This window comes from Thermoactinomyces sp. CICC 10521 (assembly GCF_016055135.1).
GTDB lineage: Bacteria > Bacillota > Bacilli > Thermoactinomycetales > Thermoactinomycetaceae > Thermoactinomyces_A > Thermoactinomyces_A daqus.
This window is the reverse complement of the sequence record NZ_JAECVZ010000004.1, coordinates 137165-157261: the sequence shown is the minus strand read 5'-3', so window position 1 is coordinate 157261 and position 20097 is coordinate 137165. Positions and strand designations below refer to the sequence as shown.

Below are 20097 nucleotides of genomic sequence, written 5' to 3'. Positions count from 1 at the left end.
ATCATCCGCAGAGGCTTCGGCCCCCTGCGGATGGTTGCTAATCCAAAAACTCCTTTTTTCCGTCCGCTGTTTCCACGTCACTGCCTGAAGCGGCAAAACATCCAAGCTCATCCTCCGACCCCGGATCTTTGCCAAACAACTCCTGATAACGCTGGCGAAAACTTTCCGGAAAATAACTGGACAAAAAGATGACACCCTTAACCATTGAAAGAGCCAAATCTTTGTTTTGCGGCTGAAACGCGGCGTTCTTCCGAAATGAATCAACATCCGTGCCAAATCGGAAAGCGTGATGTTCAACTTCTCTCAGCAGTTTTTTTATGTATTGAATCAAATGGCGAACAAGCACTCCAGCTCCGGGAAGATCATTTTGCGCCCGAGTGTTGAAATATTTCTCTGCCAACCGATCCTCGTCTTCCTTTTTGAATTCTTCGAGGAATTCCCTGGATAACGGGTGTCGCAAGAAAGGTCCCCAGGTTTGCAAACTGTACCGGGTCGGTTTGAACAGCAGGACATACACGAGATCGAACCACGCGCGTTCTTGCGGATTAAAAGGCGCATCCGTTTTGTTCGGGGCATGGTGCAATGCCGTTTTAAGGTAACGTCTGCAAAAATCCTCATATTCGCGGGTAAACATCAATTTTTCGTGCCAGATTTCATCGACTTCCCGGCTGAACATCGGAACACTTTTCAGGAGCGCGGCCATGATCAAATAACGTTTCCATTCAAACCAGCGGTTTTCCCATTCAGTCAGACTGATTTGGTGTTCGCGAATGACGCGTTCCTTAACCCGTTCCACATAGCGTTCGGAAAGCGATTGTTCCAAGTGGCGCAACAATGCCCGGAAGTTTCCCCGAAACTCTTCGCCATGATCCTGCATGCCAAGATCGGGCAAAACGTATAAAAGCCGGTGTTTCTTTCTCTTGGCCAACCGATAGAGAACATTGACCACGATGCTCATTCCAATGAAAAACACCAGCAACAAACCAGCGATGATTTCCATTCCCCGCCATCTCTCCTCTCTCTACCATTGTAATCAATCGATGAAGAGAAATGCACCCTTGCCGCTCATCAGCCAAAGAAATGACACCTTCTCACCGGCAGAAAAACAGGGATGAAAGCTGGACACAATCGGGAGGGGCGTGGCATCCCCCGCCGCTATTTCACAGAAAAAACTCCCTCAGAATTGGGAGGGAGTTCAAGGGCCGTCATTCTGCAATTAGTCACAATACCGGTCATAAGCAGCCGTCAGGTTGGCAGCGATCTCTTCCAGCGGCACATTCTCGATTTCATGACGGTGAATCATATGCACCAACTTGCCGTCTTTTAAAAGAGCAAAAGACGGGGAAGAAGGCGGTTGACCTTCAAAATACTCGCGTGCCCGGGCGGTTGCTTCCCGGTCTTGCCCGGCAAAAACGGTATATAAATGATCCGGCACTTTATCGTGTTTCAGCGAAAAGGCAGCTGCGGGGCGGGCCAGGCCGGCTGCGCATCCGCAAACGGAGTTGACCACCACCAGGGCCGTTCCTTTTGCGCCTTCGCCGGTCAAGGCTGCATCCACCTCTTCGGGTGTGCGCAATTCCTTAAATCCGACGTTGGTCAACTCATCACGCATATGTTGAACCATAGCTTGCATTTGTTGGACATAAAAGTTCATGGACACTGTCATCCCTCCTTCGCATCTATTTTATCCCATTTTCAAAGCAAGAGTCTACCAATCATGCTTGAGGCCTTTGTCACGTCATTTGCTGCTTGTACATCTTTGTCCCAAAAAAGTCCCCGCTGGCCGTGGACATTTGATTTGCCTGCACAGCCGGTTCCACCTTTTTCAGCAAGGGAATGTTTTTGGAACAATGAATATAAGCTTCGTCAATTTTCACCAAAACCCAAGCCTCCACCTGTTTTTCCACTGTCTGCTGCAGATGAAGCGCAATCGGTCTCGGAATGCATCGCGTCAGTGCTTCATCTTCAATGATTCCCGCTGTCCCGTTGATATGCAGACCGATTCTGTGGGTAAAAAAATCGATAAACAACATTCCGATATGCGGATTTTCCAACATGTTCCCAAGGCTTGCCAATACACCATTTCCACGATACTCCGGGTATATCACGTTTTTTTTATTTATTATATGTATAAACCCTGGTTTACCGGCACGAAAGGACATATCGCAATTCCCCTGGCGGTCGCTTGTGGCAAGAAACATCATTTCCTGTTTCAGGAGAAAATCCTGCATGGCAGGCGACAGGTGATCAAGCATCTGATTTTCATAAAATGTGTTGGCCCGTTTTTCGGTGCCAAACCTCTTTTGGAGCCAGTGCTCGCCTTGTGAAGACATGGATTTAACACACCTCTATACTTTATAGGGTTTTTTCTTAACCAAAGTATAAGAAAAATAATCAAATTCAGCAAACAATAATCAGAAATGTTTTACATGTTTCTGGTTCTCATTTGAAAAACAAATTCGTTAAGGTTTTTTTGTGAAAACGGGTGCACCCCTTCGTTCCCAGCGTTTCAAATGGTCGATCAGAGGTACACCCGCTCGCCAGCTGTATATTCCTTACCGGTTATCCACCCGCTCCGGGTAGAGGTCGTGCTTGGCCAAGCGCTCCTGCGCAATTTTCTCCCATTTTGTCCCTGGTTTTCCATAATTGACATAAGGATCAATGCTGATCCCGCCGCGCGGGAGAAATTTTCCCCAGACTTCGATATATTTGGGATCCAATTTTTTAATCAAGTCTTTCATGATGACAACCACACAGTTTTCATGAAAGTCCCCGTGATTGCGGAAGCTGAAGAGATAAAGCTTGAGCGACTTGCTCTCCACCAGCTTTTGATCCGGAACATAACTGATATAGATTGTAGCAAAATCGGGCTGGTTGGTAATCGGACAAAGGCTGGTAAATTCCGGGCAATTAAACTTGACAAAGTAGTCGAGGTCCGGATGACGGTTATCAAACGCTTCGAGCAAACCGGGATTATATTCAAATTCATAGTCCGTCTTGCTGCCAAGCAAATGCAGATTCAAGTCTTCCTTCTTTTGCTCGTTCATGTTCTTTCCTCCACACATGATTATAAACGCTCAAAACGCGCATAGGCTTCATTCGTTTCCTGCACTTCGACCCATTTGACCAGCGGCTGGTTTTTCTTTTGCCGGCAAAGGCCATCGATGATCGAGAAAAAGACTTCAGCCACTTTTTCCGTAGTGGGGGCAGCCCCTCCTTGCTCGGGATCGAATTCGGGAAACTGGTTAAGCAGATAATGGTCATATTTTTTTTCCAATGCATGCTTTACCTGACGGAAATCAATCAACATATGCTGCTCGTCCAGTTCCTGCCCCTCCACGCAAAAAGTCACTTTGTAGTTATGACCGTGAATCCGTTCGCACTTGCCCGCACCCGGGACGCTATGGGCACAGGAAATCCAGAAATGCTTGACGAGTGTATACTTGCCGCGCATCGTTCATCACCTGAATTGTGAGGGAATTTTTTTATAGGGGATCGGATCAGTTGCGTTGTTTTCCGCAAAACCCTTGAGCCTGAGCAGGCAGCTGTCGCATTCCCCGCAGGCTTCTTCCCCGCCGAGGTAGCAGGAAGTGGTCAGTTCATACGGTACGCCGAGTTCCAAGCCGCGCCTGATGATTTCCGCTTTGGACCAATGAATGAGCGGTGTCTCAATGCTCAATTTTCCCTCCGATGTAACCCCCATTTTGGTCGCAAGATTAATCGTCTCCGTCATCGCAGCGATAAACTCGGGCCGACAGTCCGGATAACCGCTGTAATCAACCGCAGTCACTCCTGTATAAATCTTTTCCGCCCCGATCACTTCGGCATAAGCGGTCGCCAGTGACAAGAAAATCAAATTTCGCGCCGGCACATAGGTGTCGGGAATCCCATCCTGCACTCCGCCTGTTTGCACCTCGATCGCCTCGTCGGTCAGGGCACTGCCGCCAATATCCCCCAAAAAGGAAACGTTCACGATTTTATGCCGTTGTTCCACTCCATAGAAAGCCGCCACTTTTTTGGCATGCTCCACTTCTTTGTCATGCCGCTGCTGGTAATAAAAAGTGATGGGATACAATTCATAGCCTGCCTCTTTGGCAATCCCCATGCACGTGGTACTGTCCAAACCGCCGCTCAATACGACAACCGCTCGATTGCTCATGCGTTTTCTCCCCCTTAAACGCCCCGCGCATCGGGGTCCCAAATGATTTTGTGAATCTGCAAATTGAGTTTGACCTTAGTCAATCGCTGTTCGAGGATCAGATCCACCAGACGGTCCGGTTTCATCGTTTCCCAGACCGGGCTGAACAGCGGGACGCCCTTCTTCATTTTTTCCTTTACCACGGACGCCGCCAGGCAAAAATCTTCCTCATCAGCGATCACAAACTTCACCTCATCCGTGTCACGCAAAAAGGCAAAATTCTCTTCAATCATCTTGTCGTTTTCTCCGCTGGCCGGCAGTTTGTAATCCAAAATAAACCGGACCTTTTGCCCGATTTTTCCGTTGTTTTTGCGCCATTCATCAAAAGGCCCGAGGTGGATGGCGCCGTTGGTTTCCACATGCACGTCATCCACCTCTTCGATTCCGGCAAGGGCCGCCATCAAAAGAAGGGACTTATTCCCGTGCATCAGCGGCTCACCCCCGGTCAGGCAGATGTGCCGATTGCCGTATTCCCTCACCTGCCCGACAATTTCTGATACCGTGGCAAAGTACTCCGGTTTAGCGGGGGCATAACTGTAGGGTGTATCACACCACGTACAGCGCAGATTGCAATTGTACACCCGTACGAACGTGGTCGGATACCCCGCTTTCGTCCCTTCTCCTTCCACTGTTTGAAATACTTCGACCATCGGAAGTTTCGGATCTTCCGTCAATCGTTCTTTCTGCAAAAGAACGCACCTCTTCTCTATCTGAAAAGCGTTTCGCTCAGGATCCGGACTAAACCCATGCTATCAAAAGCAGGCGCGGACAGACAATACCGCACATCCAAAAATCATAGCGAAATTCGCCTTGTTTCACAAGATCGGTCTTAAAAAAGGGAAAATCAGGGATTCAAAAGAGCGGAGAGCAACCCGGCCATCGTTTCGGAAAAGCCGGGCAGATATCGTGGAATTCAAAGGTAAGGGTTGCCTGCAATCAGCGGTTCAAAACGGCTTTACCGCATCGACGATCAGGGAAACACTTTTCAGCTCACCCGACTGATTGCGGTGATCAAAGCGGCGGGAGCGGTAGATAAAACCATCGAGGGGATCCCAGTCCACATAATGAAAATGACCGTTTTCATCGCAGTATTCAAGCAGCTTCACCAAAAAACCGGCTTCCTCAAACATCCGGGTGAACGATTGATAATTGTAGACGATTTTATGCGAAGCAGCCGGGTTATCCGCATTTCCCGCTCTCCCCGCTTTGACGAGTTGCTGATATTCTTTGTTTTGAAAATACCCGTCCGGCACGGCACAGCGAATCCATCCTCCCGGCAATAAAAAACGGCGGCAAATACGGGCAGCCCTCACTCCTTCTTCAAAAGTCAGATGCTCCCACACATGTTCCGCCAAAATGGCCGTAATCGATTCTTCAGCAAATCGCGCTTCCCAATCTTCCGGTTTCAGCAAATTCAATTCATGTTCATTAGTGTGAATCCAGCCCGGGTTGTTGATCGTTTTTCCCGCCCCTACAACGACGCGGATTTCGTCAATTGATTCACCCATTGTGAAAACCCCCAATAAGTTCTGTTTATCTGTCTGCCATCAGGCGTGTGGATTGGTGGAATCATCAAAATGCCGGATCGGCCATGTCGCGCTCAAGCGTCTTTTTTCATTATAATCCTGATTCTGCTTGAATTTTTATGTTATTTTTGCGAAACCTGCGCCTGGAACGGTGCGGGAAAGACAAATATTTCCCCGGTCATAAGCGGGTTCACATCCGCATACAGATAAAAAACCGACTTTTCAGCTGTTGATTCCTTATTTTTGAGCGCCAAGCCGGAGAATCAAAACACAAACCAACCTGTCAGGTTCCGGGACAGGAAAATCGAGCGGCTAATTCCCCTTTTCCTTGTCGAAAATGAAAAAGGAGGAGGGAAATGATGAGTAAGAAGCTGACGGATGATTCCTATGTGCGCATCTTTGATGCCGAAGAATGCGCCATCATTGAATTTGCCCTGCTTGATACTTACAAGCGATTAAAAAACTATGAGGACGAATGGCACCAGCAACAACTGAAAAAAATGAGAAGGCTGTTAATCCAGAAGTTTGAAATTCTCCCGGACGAATAACAAAAAAGCAGTCACCGCCGTGTGCGGGCAATGCCGTTGCAGTTCTTCCTGACGATACAGACCGGGTCCAGGCTTGCCCGCGTTTCTCCATATTAATCCCGTCCTTCTCCTGTCTCCAGTGCTTCGATCTCCAATCTGTCCAACACCGGCTTCCAACGCTCCGGAATCCGGTCGGCAATCAAAAAATCAACCTGGTCCAGCGAACACACTTTGTAAAACAAGGGCTTCCCGAATTTTGTATGATCAGCGAGCACGATCACCTGTTCAGCGCGATGGATCATTTCCCGCACAACCTGCCCGTCCTCTTCGCTTTTAAAAAAAATGCCTTCATCGGTAATTCCGCCCGCGCCCATTAAAAATTTGTTCACTTTATATTCCTGCAACTTTCGGGTCGTCTCCGATCCGTACAAATAGCGGTCCCGCGCATGGAGTATCCCGCCCAAGACGTGAATCTTCACTCCCGGTTTCGCGGACAGGATATCGGCGATGTCGATCGAATTGGTGACCGCCACAATGTTTTGCGCCGTTATTGCCTGGGCGGCATATTGAACCGTCGTGGAAGTATCCAGCAGAATCGTGTCATAATCCTGAATCCACTTCGCCGCTTCCCTCCCGATTCGCTCTTTGCTCTCCCCTTTCAGATCCAGCCGTTCCTTATAACTTTCAATTTCCTGGTTCAAGGTAGGGAGAACCGCGCCACCCCGGGTTCGGATGATCAGTTTTTGCTCGCTCAATTTGACCAGATCCCTTCTCGCCGTGTCGCGGGAGACGTTAAATTGCTCGCAAATGTCCTGTACGCGGATCCGGCCGTGTTCTCTCAAATATTGTAATATCCCCAGCATTCGTTCCTCCTGGTACATGATTCGCCTCCGTTTAAGCATTTTTAAGCAAAGTTAAGCATTTATCACCAATAAAAACAATAAACACTTACTATTGCTTAATTTTAACGTTGCTTTTTGCGATCCGGCAAGGTAGATTGAGGATAGGAGAGAGGGAAAATCAACCACCGGTATCCCCTTGATCCTGCCACTCCCGGTTGCCAGCGTAACCTGCCGAAAGGGCGTGATGGCAATGGGAAAAGTCCCGGGACCAACATCCCCGGGACTCTCATCACTCTTCATAAATCATTTTGCGCGTCATTCCGCCGTCGACCACCAGCTGAATCCCCGTCACAAAATCATTTTCGGGATCACTCAGGTAGAAACAGGCTTTTACAATGTCTTCCGGTTTCCCCACCCGTCCTGCCGGGTGCTGTTCATGATCAACCGCCCGCAACGCTCCGTAATCACCCGTTTCAACCCAGCCCGGGGCAATCGCATTCACCCTGATCCCGTCCGGGCCCAATGAAATGGCAAGTGCATGGGTCAACCCGACGATCCCCGCTTTGGATGCGGCATAAGCCTCTGTGTTGGGTTCAGACATGAGTGCGCGGGTTGAAGCGAGGTTGATGATCACGCCGCTCTTTTGCGTTCGCATCACTTTTGCCGCTTCGCGCGAGCATAAAAAGACGCTGCGCAAATTGGTGTCAATCACGTCATCCCACTCTTCGGCCGTCAGGTCATAAGGCGATTTCCAACGTGATACCCCCGCATTGTTGATCAAAATATGCACCGTTCCGAAGGCATCAACGGCTTTTTGCACCAATCGGACAATCTCCTCTTCTTTGCGCACATCAGCGGGCACCGCAATCACTTCTCCATTCAACGATTGCAGGCGGCTTGCTGCTTTGAGCAACAGATCCCGGTTCAGATCAGCCATGACCACCTTAGCCCCTGCACGCGCATAACCCTCGGCAACAGCCCTGCCGATTCCCTGGGCTGCCCCGGTGACAATCACCACTTGACCGCTGAATTTCCCCATCGGTCCTTCCTCCTTTTCACAAGAAAAATCCCCACACCTCGGCGGGGAATCATCCTTCATTGCTCTACTTTTTGCAAGATCGATTGATAAACGCCGGTCCCGTGCCCATGAATATGATGGATTTCATCGCGGGCCAAACGGGCCACCAACGCTTTCTCTTCCTGCGTCATCTCGCTCTTTAAATCGCGCAGTTTCCGCTGCAATTCACTGATCAAGCGCAATTCCCGTTGCCTCTCTTCCGGGGTCGCCGCAAGCTCATCAGACTGCCCCTGACGCAACCGGACTGCTTCTTCTTCCAGTCTTGTGGAAAGAAAATTCATCTCTTCCGGGGAAAAAAGCATCAACTTTTCCTCCTTGTTCCTGAGGCTTGCATCCATAGTATCAGCCAATGTCTTTTTTCCCATTCTCTCTTCCGGCCTACGAGCGGATCATTTTGCCCATTTGCACCGCCGCCTCTTTCATCCGCGGGACAAACTGAATCATCTTGTCGATATTCATGCGGGAAACCGGACCGGATACGGCCAAAGCAGCCACCAAATCGCCCCGCTTGGAAAAAACAGGGACGGAAACGGCAGCGGTTCCTGCTTCCCGTTCTTCCACACTGATGGCAAACCCTTCTTCCCTGATTTTCTGCAATTGTTCAAGGTACTGTTCACGCTCGAGATTTTCCGGCCAGTCGGGGGAAGAGAGTAATTTGGATACCGCTTCTTCCCCGGCATATGCCATGAGGACTTTGCTGGAAGCACCAACGGCAAGCGGCATCCGCGCCCCAACCGGAGCCACGCGCCGGATCGCCTGCCTGCTTTCCACCGCCTGAATCCGCACGCGCTCCCCTCCGTCGCGAATATATAAACTGACCGTTTCATCCAGTTCATCACGCAACCGCTCCATCTCCGGCAAGAAGAGCACAGCCGGGTCATCGGACTGATCAAGATTGGCCGACAGCTCCCAGACGCGAAAACCGAGGCGGTACTTCTCCGACTGAGGATCGCGTTTTACAAATCCCTTTGCCTCCAATGTAGCCAAAAGGCGAAAGACCGTGCTTTTATTCAGTCCCGTCTTCTCGGCGATCTCCATCATTCCAAGTTGGGATGCATCTGCAAAGCACAACAATATATCCAAAGCCCGCTCGGCTGCCCGCACTGTTGCTTTTTTCGCTTCACTCAAGGTTTAGCCCCTCCGCGTTTCATTCTATGAAACTTATTTCGTTTTTCAAACATTATACTCTTCCAGGCTAAAAGATGAAATAAAAATATCGTGCAAACATGGTTCACCCCAAGCGCTGCATCACAAACGTCCGAAATTTCAAGACCGGAAGCGGCATGAATCCGCCTTCCCGCCAGGCCATCCCGATCATCCTGCGGCAACGGGGTTCACTCACTTCCAGACAAACAGTTTTTTCCTGATTCAGTCCGGAAACCTCCGGGATCAAAGCGATGCCCAGTCCCGCCGCGACCAATCCGGCCACGGTTGTCACCTCTTCCCCCTCAAAAGCGACTTGCGGGCGAAAACCGGCTTCCCGGCACAGGTTTTCGGTGATTGAGCGCAATCCGTATCCATGTTTCATGCAGATGAACGGGTCGTTTGCCACCTCATCCAAACGAACGGTTCCTCGCCCGGCCAAACGATGGTGTCGCGGAACCAGAAGAACCAGTTTCTCCTCAAGCAAATCCACCCAGCCGAAACCGGGACGCCGCACCGGGGGGGAGGTAAAACACAAATCGATTTCCCCCGCCTCCAGCTGTGTCAAAATATGCTGGGCTGAATTCTGGTAAAGCTGAAAGCGAACGAAGGGATTGGCCTCTCGAAATTCCCGCAGCAAGGACGGAATAAGCTGCGCACCCAGCGTATGCAAAAAAGCGAGTGAGACCAGTCCCCTCTCCGGATTAAGAAGATCGTCGATTTTCTTTTTTCCTTTTTCAATCTCAGCCAGCGCCCGCTCCACATGCTGAAGAAACAGATGCCCATAGCGGTTCAGGCGCACTGATCTTCCCTCCCGTTTAAAAAAGGGAACGCCGATTTCCTCTTCCAGCGCAGCGATGGAACGACTGAGCGCGGGCTGGGAGATCGCAAGCTGCTCGGCGGCGCGTGTGAAATGTTCCAGACGGGCGACGACCCTGAAATATTCGAGCTGTTGCCATTCCATCCCGATCCCTCTTTCTGTTCATTTAATAACAGAAAAACATTGATTTAATGCAAAAATGAAATTTTACGACCAGCAAAGGATAGCGCTACGATAAGAGAAAGAGGGGAGATGCCCCCTTTTTTTATATTTCAAGCCGGGCCTTGGTATGCCCACCCTCTCCGGTTTTGCTCCCGTTTCCACCTTCAGGTTGCACCAAAAAGAAAGATGAATGTTTTCCATCCTTGAAGGAGGCATAAACATTGAACAAAATTGTTCCGGGATCCCCCGCCTTTGCCAAAGCGCTGACTTGCCTTTTCGCCGGGGGATTCGTAAGTTTTTCCATCCTTTACAGCACCCAGCCTCTTTTACCCCTTTTCTCACATGAATTTCACGTAAAGCCCGTAACCGCAAGTCTATCCGTATCACTGTCAACGGGGATGCTCGCCGTCTTCATGCTCTTGGCGGCTTCTCTCTCCGATAGCTGGGGCAGAAAAAAAATGATGAACCTGTCGCTTCTTTGTTCTTCGGTTCTCGCTTTGCTGCTTCCTTTTCTGCCCAATTTCACTCTCCTGCTCATCTTCCGGGCGCTGACCGGAGCAGCACTGGCCGGTCTACCCTCGATCGCCATGACCTATATTAATGAAGAGTTTCATCCCCAAAGCCTGGGGCGGGTGATGGGCATTTACATCGCCGGCACTTCCATTGGCGGAATGAGCGGGCGTATCGCCGTCGGCATTTTGTCCGATCTGTTTTCATGGCAAACGGCTCTTACCTGCATGGGTCTCTTCAACCTGTTGCTCAGCTGTTGGTTTTGGAAACACCTGCCGGAGTCCGCTCATTTCCATCCAAAACGGCTGAAGCTCCGCAGCTTGTTTTTTTCCCTGGTCAATTGCTTGAAAAATCCGGGTTTGCTCTTATTATACGGAATCAGTTTTGCCCTGATGGGCAGTTTTGTCTCCCTGTACAATTATATCGGTTACGATCTAATGGCCTCGCCTTATCACTTGAGTTCTTTTGCCGTCAGCCTGATCTTCATCGTCTATTTGACCGGAACATTCAGTTCGGCCTGGATGGGCCGTCTTGCCGACAAATGGGGGCAGGCGAAAGTTTTGGGCTTTGGAATCTTCCTGATGCTGATCAGCGACGGACTCAGTCTCTATCCCCATCTCATCAGCAAAATAATCGCGGTCGCAATTTTTACTTTCGGCTTTTTCGGCAGTCATTCCGTGGCCAGCGGCGGGGTGGGAAAACTTGCTGCCGCCAGCAAAGCACAAGCATCTTCCCTTTATCTCTTTTTCTATTACACCGGTTCCAGTCTGGCGGGTTCAGCGGGAGGCTGGTTCTGGAGCCGGTTTGGTTGGTTCGGGGTGACCGAAATGATCGGCTGCCTGTTGCTTGTCTCACTCGGTTTGGTATTTCTCCTTTTCCTCCTGAGAGAGAAGCCGAAGCCCGGCCGAAGTTTTTATAAGAGTCATTAACCTTGTCATGATCTAAACCGCTGCTCACCACACATATAGTAAGACAGGGGATGTCCGTCGGGGAAAACCGCTTATATTGTTGCAGGCCGCACAAGATTCCCGGCTTTCGTCTCCGGGTTGCGCCAAAGAAGCGAATGGTTTTTTCCGGATGTTGGAGTGACAGCCCCCGCTCCTGGTTGATCAAAGCCTGCTTTTTTCCATTGTTTTCTCATTTTTTTTAAGTGGAAGCCTATACAATATTTCAAAACCATTGTATAATGGTATCGAATTTAGAACCTTGTTTCACCAGACGAAACCAACCCGCAAAGGAGGTTGCCCGCATGGCAAAGGATTTGTTCAACGTCCGCTCCAAACTGACCGTTGAAAATCAGGAATATGTGTACTACCGTTTAAGCGGATTGGAAGAACAAGGAGTCGGCTCTGTCTCCAAATTGCCATTCTCCATTAAAGTGCTGCTGGAAGCAGCCGTACGCCAATTTGATGGAAAATCCGTAACAAAAGAACATATCGAACAATTGGCCACCTGGGCAGAAAAGCGTTCCGACAAAGAAATCGCCTTCAAACCCGCGCGGATCGTGCTGCAGGATTTCACCGGGGTACCGGCCGTTGTGGACCTTGCTGCACTGCGCTCAGCCATGGCGCGCGTCGGCGGTGATCCCAAACGCATCAACCCGCTCATTCCCGTTGATCTGGTCATCGACCACTCCGTGATGGTCGATAAAGCCGGAACTAGCGATGCTTTGGAGTACAACATGGACCTGGAGTTCAAACGCAACGAAGAGCGTTACCGACTCTTGCGCTGGGCTGCCGAATCCCTGGATAACTTCCGCGCTGTTCCTCCGGCAACCGGCATCGTCCACCAGGTAAACTTGGAATATTTGGCCAATGTGGCCGTGACCCGGGAAGTGGACGGCGAAAAAGTGGTATTCCCGGATTCGCTTGTCGGTACCGACTCCCACACCACCATGATCAACGGGCTCGGCGTTGTCGGCTGGGGCGTTGGCGGCATTGAAGCCGAAGCATGCATGCTCGGGCAACCGCTCTACTTCATCACCCCAGAAGTGATCGGCTTTAAACTGACCGGAAAACTGGCTGAAGGAGCCACTGCAACCGACCTCGCCCTCACCGTCACCGAAATGCTGCGCAAAAAAGGCGTTGTCGGCAAGTTCGTCGAGTTCTACGGTTCCGGTCTGTCCAATCTGAGCCTGGCCGACCGTGCGACGGTTGCCAATATGGCTCCGGAATACGGTGCCACGATCGGTTTCTTCCCGGTTGACGAAGAATCGCTCAACTACCTGCGCAACACCGGGCGCGATGAAAGCCTCGTGCAGCTCGTAAAAGAATACTACACGGCACAAGGCCTCTTCCGTACGGATGAAACACCTGATCCGGTATACACCGATACGATCGAACTCGACCTGTCGACCGTCGTTCCAAGCTTGTCCGGACCAAAACGCCCGCAAGACCGCATTGAGCTGAGCAAAATGAAAGAATCCTGGAATGAAACCTTGCGCAAACCGATTGATGAGCGCGGATTCGGCCTGTCCGACCAGGAAATCAGCAAATCGGTCAGCGTTACCCGTCCCGACGGAACCACTTATGAACTGAAACAAGGCTCGGTTGTGATTGCAGCCATCACCAGCTGTACCAACACATCCAACCCGTCCGTGATGGTCGGCGCCGGTTTGGTGGCGAAGAAAGCGGTCGAAAAAGGCCTGAGCGTACCTGCTTACGTGAAAAGCAGCTTAACCCCCGGTTCCAAAGTCGTAACCGACTATTTGACCAAGGCGAACCTGATTGAACCGCTGGCAAAACTCGGCTTCACCGTGGCCGGTTACGGTTGCGCCACTTGTATCGGAAACAGCGGCCCTCTCTCTGATGATGTGAGCAGAGCGATTGAGGAAAACGACCTGACCGTCGCCTCTGTCCTCTCCGGTAACCGTAACTTTGAAGGGCGCATCCATCCGCTGGTGAAAGCAAACTACCTGGCTTCCCCGCCGCTGGTTGTCGCTTATGCCCTCGCCGGAACAGTCAACATCGATTTTGAAAAAGAGCCGATCGGCCACGATCCGAGCGGACAGCCGGTTTATTTAAAAGATATCTGGCCGTCTTCGCAGGAGATCAGCGATGTGATGGCCAGCGCCATCAGCGCGGAACAATTCCGCAAACAGTATGCCAAAGTGTTTGATGCCAACGAACGCTGGAACCAACTGCCCACACCAAAAGGCGTTCTGTATGAGTGGGATGAAAAATCGACCTATATCCAGGAACCGCCTTTCTTTGTCGGCCTGTCACCGGAAGTGGAAGAGATTAAACCGATTTCCGGCGCACACATCCTGGCTCTCCTCGGTGATTCCGTGACCACCGACCACATCTCGCCGGCAGGAAGCATCGCCACCAACAGCCCGGCCGGACGCTACCTGCAAGAAAACGGCGTCAGCGTAAAAGACTTCAACTCCTACGGTTCACGGCGCGGAAACGACCGTGTTATGACCCGCGGCACCTTTGCCAACATCCGCATCCGCAACCAGGTGGTACCGGGATCGGAAGGCGGCGTAACGGAACACGTTCCGAGCGGTCAAGTGATGTCCATCTACGATGCGGCGATGAAATACAAAGAGGAAAACACCCCGCTCGTCGTCATCGCCGGCAAGGAATACGGCACCGGCAGCTCCCGTGACTGGGCCGCAAAAGGAACCAACCTGCTCGGGGTCAAAGCCGTGATCGCCGAAAGCTTTGAGCGCATCCATCGCAGCAACCTCGTGGGCATGGGCGTGCTCCCGCTGCAATTCAAAGATGGCCAAAGCTGGAAATCGCTCGGCCTGACCGGAAAAGAAACCATTGATATCATCGGTTTGAACGATCAAATCGCTCCGGGTCAAACCCTGAAAGTGAAAGCGACCAAACCGGACGGAAGCACGGTTGAATTCGATGTCGACGTGCGCCTGGACAGCGTGGTCGATGTGGAATATTACCGCAACGGCGGTATTTTGCAAACGGTCTTGCGCCAAATCCTCAACGGTTAAAGCGGGTAAGAATCCCGGTCAGGAATGATCTCTTCGATGACCCGGGCGCATGGGAAGAACGGCTCACCCAGCTTGGAATATCCGTTCAGCATTCGGTTCCCATCCCCGGGTATGCCCGTTTTGAATTTCTAAATCCGTTTGGCAATCGCATTGAATTGATCCAAATGTTATGATGAAAGCAGTGCCACCCACTCGGCACTGCTTTTTGATTATCTCGAAAAAGGTGATGCCCTGTGAATTTTTCATCCTGGCTGGCCTATCCGCTATCCCAGCTTCCCTTCATCCTGGTCACGCTCCTGATCGCTTTTACCGTCCATGAATTCGCTCATGCCTATACCGCTTACCGCTTTGGAGACCCGACAGCCAAAAATGAAGGAAGGCTCACATTAAATCCGGCGGCCCATCTTGATCCGCTCGGGGCGCTGTTGGTGATCATAGCCGGATTTGGCTGGGCAAAACCCGTGCCGGTCAATCGTTTTTATCTGCGCAATCGCAAACTGGTCGGTCCGCTCATTACCATCGCCGGCCCCTTGAGCAACCTTCTCCTGGCCTTTCTGTCCCTGTTCATCTGGGACCTGTTGCAGCAGTTTTCCTGGTATGCCAGCCTTACTCCGAACATGATCGGCATCATGACCACCTTTTTTTCCATCATGGTCCATTTCAATATCCTTCTTTTCTTCTTCAACATTCTGCCGTTTCCACCCCTGGACGGGTATCGCTTCATCGAAGATCTGGTTTCCATGAAACGCGGGCGAAAATGCATCAATATGAATCGTACGGCTGGCTCCTGTTCATCATTCTGGCGGTCACTCCACTCGGAAACTTTGTCTTGGCCCCTTACTTCTCTTTTTTCATCCCCGGTACAATTAATGCCATGAGCGATTGGCTGCATTTTCTGTTTTAAAGAGAAGAATCCTCTGCTCCCGGCAAGCGCTTTTCCAATTCAATCTCATCATGCAGCGGAATGCCCTCATTTCCGACCAGCGGAATGGAGGGTTTTTGTTTGCGCGCCTCGTCAACCGCTCCCGGGTAAAGAGCAACCATCCGGTACCCCCGTTTTTGATAAAAACGCAAAGCATTCAGATTGTCGTTGGTTGTGATCAGACAGATGCGCTTCCCGCCCTGCTCTCTCACCTTTTGCTCAACCGCCCGGAGCAGGCTGCCGCCCACCCCGCAGTTTGGGATCAGCGCATTGAGGCTCAGGATCTCCGTCGCATCGGCCCGAATCGCAAACGTGACGGCTCCCACCGGCTTCCCTCGCTGAATCGCGATCAGGGCGGACAACACATGCAGATGAAAAACGTTCCCTTTGGAAACCATCTTTGCTCCGCCCCATTCCTTCTGCCACAAGCGCCGCAACCACTCCTGCTCTTCACCCGATTCGGGGGCGCGGATGATAGTTTTCGTCATGCTGTTGACTCCCCTTTTCATCAGGTATGTTGCTTTCCATAATCTGAGGTTTGCGACGCTACCGGAAATGGCGCAGGTTGGCAAATGCCTGCATCGCCTGGTACCAGGCAGCCACGGTTCCTTCCGGCACACTGGCTGCGAGGTATTTCTTTTTGCCGATCCGGCGGCATACCCCTGCCTCCATCAAGATCAAGTCATCAGCCGCCTCCGCCAGCTCCATGTCCTTTTCCGTGGCGATCATGGTAATCCGGCCTTGCGGATTGGATCGCAACTCCCGCCACAAAAGTTTTTTGCCCAATTCATCCAATCCCTCGGTCGGTTCATCCAAAATCCAGATGGAGGGATCGACCAGCAAACTGTGAGCCAATAAAAAGCGTTTAAAAGCTCCTCCGGACAGCTCACTGACAAACGAGCGGCGAAAACCGGCCAACCCCCATTTGGCCACGATTTCAGCACTCTTTCTTCGCGGATTCATCACGCGCTTCAACTGCGCTTCATACAAAAACGCTTTTTCAACGGTCATGTCCGTCTCCCATCTGCAGTGAACGGGAACATAACTGATTTTTCCCTTCAGCTCCGTCAAAAAGGATGAGCCGGCCGTCGCATTTCCCTTCGACCAAACGTACGATTTTTGCTCACCCCATTGATAAATAATCCGTCCGTCATCCGGGACAGAAACCATGGCGGTTAAACGCAACAGCGTGGTTTTGCCCGCGCCTTTCGGGCCCAATATAACGGTAACTCCGGCCCGGATCGAAGCGGAAAAATCGAGCAATCCCAGGCAGGGCGAACGGAAGGATCGTCTTGACGCTTCGTAAGAATCAAATGTTTTTCTCAAATGGAACCAATCTATACGCAACGGTAACGTCACCCTTTCCGGCCGAATTGCAAGTCTGTCCAAATCAAGTGTTCTGTGAAAGGCATGGTTTTCGGGTTGCGCCCCCCTGACCCAGCGTTTCTGCTGATCAGTCAGCAGGCCGCCATCCCCCCTCCTGATTTTTCAAAAAATTTTTCTTCCGGCGCTGTGTCAGACAAATGTTTTTATGTAAGAAAAGATCTTGATTTTCATGGGGTTATTAAAAAGCCTGAGTGAGAGGATCAAACATCCATCTGTCCAAATACATGATAAATTCTGACCTTTATATTCTTTATTAATTCTAGTATAACTTACAATAAAATCCAAGTGGACGATTTAAAGGAGAATCTTTTTGCAATTGGGTGACATTCTGTTTTGGCAAAGGAATGGATTGACCCCATCCTCCTTCTGTGATAGGTTGAAAGTGTAGAATTCCATATGCGAGAAACGGGAGCTTGGAGTGAGCCAGGCTGAGAGGGCGGAGAACTCTGCCGCCGACCGGTGAACCTGATCTGGGTAATGCCAGCGTAGGAATGGATGAATAGGGATCATTGCATCTCCTTTTCGCAAATTTTCTCCATTTTCCAGTCATACGCGCTTGGTGTATGGCTATTTTATTTCTCTTCCCTCATTTATCCTCTCCCGTTTTCTCCTTGTGGACCCTATCCACAAAACAGGAGGAAAGCAAATTGAACCGCTACTTTTATCCCAACAGCAAGAAAGTGTATGTCGAAGGATCACGTCCCGATCTCCGCGTTCCGATGCGGGAAATTTCACTGTCCCCGACCAAGGACTGGCGCGGGGAAACCCCGAATGATCCGGTTCGCGTCTATGACACGAGCGGCCTCTATACCGACCCGCAAGCGAAGATCGACCTGCGCAAGGGCTTGCCCAAACTGCGGCAAAAATGGATTCTGGAGCGGGGCGATGTAGAGGAATATGAAGGCCGGCAGGTACAACCGGTCGACAACGGATACCGGTCGGAAGAAAAAGTCCGGCAGCTCGACACATTCCCGCATCCCAATGTTCGGCCGTTGCGCGCCAAAGCCGGTAAAACGGTGACGCAGATGCATTACGCCAAAAAAGGAATCATCACGCCGGAAATGGAATTCGTCGCCATCCGTGAAAACCTGGATCCCGAATTCGTCCGGCAGGAGGTGGCCAGCGGACGCGCCATCATCCCGGCCAACATCAATCATCCGGAAGCCGAACCGATGATCATCGGCAAAAATTTTCATGTCAAAATCAATGCCAATATTGGTAACTCCGCCGTTTCTTCCTCCATTGAAGAAGAGGTGGAAAAAATGACTTGGGCGACGTTGTGGGGCGCCGATACCATTATGGATCTGTCCACGGGGAAAAACATCCACAATACCCGGGAATGGATTATCCGCAACTCACCCGTGCCGGTGGGAACCGTGCCGATTTATCAGGCGCTGGAAAAAGTGAACGGCGTTCCGGAAGATCTGACATGGGAAGTGTACCGCGATACCCTGATTGAACAGGCGGAGCAGGGAGTCGATTACTTCACCATTCATGCCGGTGTGCTGCTGCGATATGTTCCGCTGACCGCAAACCGCGTGACCGGAATCGTCTCCCGCGGTGGTTCGATCATGGCTGCCTGGTGTCTGGCACACCATGAAGAAAACTTCCTGTACACCCATTTCCGGGAGATTTGCGAAATCCTGAGAACCTATGATATTTCCGTCTCGCTCGGCGACGGATTGCGCCCCGGGTCGATCGCCGATGCCAATGACGAGGCACAGATGGCGGAGCTTCACACACTGGGAGAGTTAACGAAAATTGCATGGGAATATGACGTGCAGGTAATGATCGAAGGACCAGGCCATGTACCGCTCCATAAAATCAAAGAAAATATCGATATCGAACAGAAAATCTGCCATGAAGCTCCTTTCTATACATTAGGTCCATTGACCACCGACATCGCTCCCGGTTATGACCATATCACCTCGGCCATCGGTGCAGCGCTGATCGGGTGGCACGGAACCGCGATGCTCTGTTATGTCACTCCGAAAGAGCACCTGGGCCTGCCGAACAAAGAAGATGTAAAAGAAGGGGTGATCGCCTATAAGATCGCCGCACACGCTGCCGATCTGGCAAAAGGTCATCCCGGCGCGCAAATTCGCGATGACGCCTTGTCCAAAGCGCGTTTTGAGTTCCGGTGGGTCGACCAGTTCAATCTATCGCTCGATCCGGAACGGGCCAGAGCGTTCCATGACGAAACCCTGCCGGCCGAACCTGCGAAAACGGCTCACTTCTGTTCCATGTGCGGGCCCAAATTCTGCAGCATGCGCATCACGCAGGATATTCGCGAATACGCGGAGAAAAACGGATTGGCGCTGGCAGAAGCTGCAGAAGCAGGAATGAAGGAAAAGGCGGCCGAATTCAAACAATCCGGTTCATCGATCTACAAATAAGCGATCAGCGGAATGGGAAACGGGCCATTGCGTGATACATGGGCTGTTTTCCCAATTTCGTTTCATACAGGATCAATTCCCGGACGATCCAAGTCTGCGTCAGTCTCTCCGGCCATGCCGCCTGTAACAGTTCCGGGGCCGGAAAATCATGCATTTGGCATTTTCGCGCCAATGTCACATGCGGGCGGTATGGGCGCTCTTCGCGGGGAAAGCCAAGCGGAGCCAGTCTGTTTCCGATCTTTTGTTCAAGCGATGTCAAAGCCGGCAAATCCCCGCTGACCCCGGCCCACAAAATTCGCGGTGAGGCAGGGCGGCCAAACGTTCCCAGTCCCGCAAGCGTCAGGGAAAAGGGGGAAGCAACCGCTGCCAGTCCGCGCAGTTCCTCCGTTATTTCCCTGATTTGCCGCGGAGTGCAATTGCCCAAAAATTTCAGGGTGATATGATAGTCTTCCTGATTCACCCATTTGCCGAAAGCCCAAGTTTCGCTCTGTTTTTCACACCAGTCTGCCAGCATCCGTTTCAGTCCGGCAGGCAGGGAAACGGCAATGAACAATCGCGGTTCAGGCTGACGTTGCAAATCGCTCACTTCCTTTGTTTTCAAGATTTAAAAAGGGGACCCTCATCTGTTACAG

20 protein-coding genes and 1 pseudogene are annotated in these 20097 nt (G+C 51.2%); 5 read left to right on the top strand and 16 right to left on the bottom strand.

Annotated elements, in window-relative coordinates:
• Nucleotides 1-37: 37 nt before the first annotated feature.
• The 8 genes from I8U17_RS05060 to I8U17_RS05025 all read right to left on the bottom strand — a co-directional run bounded on the left by I8U17_RS05060 (nucleotide 38) and on the right by I8U17_RS05025 (nucleotide 5706).
• The gene (locus I8U17_RS05060) at nucleotides 38-1000 is read right to left on the bottom strand and encodes a glycine-rich domain-containing protein (RefSeq protein WP_198059115.1); all 963 of its coding nucleotides are present in this window, start codon (nucleotides 998-1000) and stop codon (nucleotides 38-40) included.
• A gap of 216 nt (nucleotides 1001-1216) precedes the next feature.
• Nucleotides 1217-1654: a BrxA/BrxB family bacilliredoxin gene (locus I8U17_RS05055; protein ID WP_033100186.1), complete on the bottom strand. Its 438-nt coding sequence runs from the start codon at nucleotides 1652-1654 to the stop codon at nucleotides 1217-1219.
• Between the two features lie 79 nt (nucleotides 1655-1733).
• Nucleotides 1734-2333, bottom strand: coding sequence for a pyridoxamine 5'-phosphate oxidase family protein (locus I8U17_RS05050; protein ID WP_033100141.1), 600 nt, complete (start codon nucleotides 2331-2333; stop codon nucleotides 1734-1736).
• Between the two features lie 222 nt (nucleotides 2334-2555).
• Nucleotides 2556-3047: a preQ(1) synthase gene (gene queF / locus I8U17_RS05045; RefSeq protein WP_033100140.1), complete on the bottom strand. Its 492-nt coding sequence runs from the start codon at nucleotides 3045-3047 to the stop codon at nucleotides 2556-2558.
• A 20-nt stretch (nucleotides 3048-3067) separates the two neighbouring features.
• Nucleotides 3068-3454 (bottom strand): 6-pyruvoyl trahydropterin synthase family protein, encoded by a 387-nt coding sequence (locus I8U17_RS05040; protein WP_033100139.1) that lies wholly within the window; start codon nucleotides 3452-3454, stop codon nucleotides 3068-3070.
• A 6-nt stretch (nucleotides 3455-3460) separates the two neighbouring features.
• The gene (gene queC / locus I8U17_RS05035) at nucleotides 3461-4159 is read right to left on the bottom strand and encodes a 7-cyano-7-deazaguanine synthase QueC (RefSeq protein WP_033100138.1); all 699 of its coding nucleotides are present in this window, start codon (nucleotides 4157-4159) and stop codon (nucleotides 3461-3463) included.
• A gap of 14 nt (nucleotides 4160-4173) precedes the next feature.
• Entirely contained in the window at nucleotides 4174-4887 is a 714-nt protein-coding gene (locus tag I8U17_RS05030) for a 7-carboxy-7-deazaguanine synthase QueE (RefSeq protein WP_033100137.1), read from the bottom strand.
• A gap of 255 nt (nucleotides 4888-5142) precedes the next feature.
• The gene (locus I8U17_RS05025; RefSeq protein WP_033100136.1) at nucleotides 5143-5706 is read right to left on the bottom strand and encodes a class I SAM-dependent methyltransferase; all 564 of its coding nucleotides are present in this window, start codon (nucleotides 5704-5706) and stop codon (nucleotides 5143-5145) included.
• A 377-nt stretch (nucleotides 5707-6083) separates the two neighbouring features.
• On the opposite strand from I8U17_RS05025, the gene I8U17_RS05020 reads away from it, so the two are divergent.
• Complete coding sequence (locus I8U17_RS05020; RefSeq protein WP_198059114.1) at nucleotides 6084-6272, top strand: hypothetical protein; 189 nt, start codon at nucleotides 6084-6086, stop codon at nucleotides 6270-6272.
• Nucleotides 6273-6364: 92 nt separating this feature from the next.
• Here the strand turns inward: I8U17_RS05020 and I8U17_RS05015 are convergent, their stop codons facing one another.
• The 5 genes from I8U17_RS05015 to I8U17_RS04995 form a co-directional block, all read right to left on the bottom strand.
• Nucleotides 6365-7114 (bottom strand): DeoR/GlpR family DNA-binding transcription regulator, encoded by a 750-nt coding sequence (locus I8U17_RS05015; RefSeq protein ID WP_232330915.1) that lies wholly within the window; start codon nucleotides 7112-7114, stop codon nucleotides 6365-6367.
• Nucleotides 7115-7382: 268 nt separating this feature from the next.
• A complete protein-coding gene (locus I8U17_RS05010) occupies nucleotides 7383-8132 on the bottom strand; it encodes an SDR family NAD(P)-dependent oxidoreductase (protein WP_033100133.1) in 750 nt (249 codons plus the stop codon).
• Nucleotides 8133-8188: 56 nt separating this feature from the next.
• Nucleotides 8189-8473, bottom strand: a complete 285-nt coding sequence (locus I8U17_RS05005; RefSeq protein WP_152568492.1) for a hypothetical protein — start codon at nucleotides 8471-8473, stop codon at nucleotides 8189-8191.
• A 76-nt stretch (nucleotides 8474-8549) separates the two neighbouring features.
• Nucleotides 8550-9299, bottom strand: coding sequence for an IclR family transcriptional regulator (locus I8U17_RS05000; protein WP_033100131.1), 750 nt, complete (start codon nucleotides 9297-9299; stop codon nucleotides 8550-8552).
• 103 nt (nucleotides 9300-9402) lie between these two features.
• On the bottom strand, nucleotides 9403-10278 hold the full coding sequence (locus I8U17_RS04995; protein ID WP_198055889.1) for a LysR substrate-binding domain-containing protein: 876 nt from the start codon (nucleotides 10276-10278) through the stop codon (nucleotides 9403-9405).
• 239 nt (nucleotides 10279-10517) lie between these two features.
• Here I8U17_RS04995 and I8U17_RS04990 point away from each other — a divergent pair, with 239 nt between their 5' ends.
• The 3 genes and pseudogenes from I8U17_RS04990 (at nucleotide 10518) to I8U17_RS04980 (ending at nucleotide 15665) form a co-directional block, all read left to right on the top strand.
• A complete protein-coding gene (locus I8U17_RS04990) occupies nucleotides 10518-11735 on the top strand; it encodes an MFS transporter (RefSeq protein ID WP_033100130.1) in 1218 nt (405 codons plus the stop codon).
• Between the two features lie 320 nt (nucleotides 11736-12055).
• On the top strand, nucleotides 12056-14761 hold the full coding sequence (gene acnA, locus I8U17_RS04985; protein WP_033100129.1) for an aconitate hydratase AcnA: 2706 nt from the start codon (nucleotides 12056-12058) through the stop codon (nucleotides 14759-14761).
• Between the two features lie 251 nt (nucleotides 14762-15012).
• Nucleotides 15013-15665, top strand: a pseudogene (locus I8U17_RS04980) (site-2 protease family protein).
• Here the strand turns inward: I8U17_RS04980 and I8U17_RS04975 are convergent.
• Together I8U17_RS04975 and I8U17_RS04970 are read right to left on the bottom strand one after the other, a co-directional pair.
• Nucleotides 15662-16171 (bottom strand): GNAT family N-acetyltransferase, encoded by a 510-nt coding sequence (locus I8U17_RS04975; RefSeq protein ID WP_232330914.1) that lies wholly within the window; start codon nucleotides 16169-16171, stop codon nucleotides 15662-15664. The pseudogene I8U17_RS04980 and the gene I8U17_RS04975 overlap by 4 nt on opposite strands.
• A 58-nt stretch (nucleotides 16172-16229) precedes the next feature.
• A complete protein-coding gene (locus tag I8U17_RS04970) occupies nucleotides 16230-17030 on the bottom strand; it encodes an ATP-binding cassette domain-containing protein (protein WP_198059112.1) in 801 nt (266 codons plus the stop codon).
• 602 nt (nucleotides 17031-17632) lie between these two features.
• Here I8U17_RS04970 and thiC point away from each other — a divergent pair.
• Nucleotides 17633-19465, top strand: a complete 1833-nt coding sequence (gene thiC, locus I8U17_RS04965) for a phosphomethylpyrimidine synthase ThiC (RefSeq protein ID WP_198055884.1) — start codon at nucleotides 17633-17635, stop codon at nucleotides 19463-19465.
• Between the two features lie 4 nt (nucleotides 19466-19469).
• Here the strand turns inward: thiC and thpR are convergent, their stop codons facing one another.
• Nucleotides 19470-20042, bottom strand: coding sequence for an RNA 2',3'-cyclic phosphodiesterase (gene thpR, locus I8U17_RS04960; RefSeq protein WP_152568491.1), 573 nt, complete (start codon nucleotides 20040-20042; stop codon nucleotides 19470-19472).
• Nucleotides 20043-20097 lie beyond the last annotated feature (55 nt).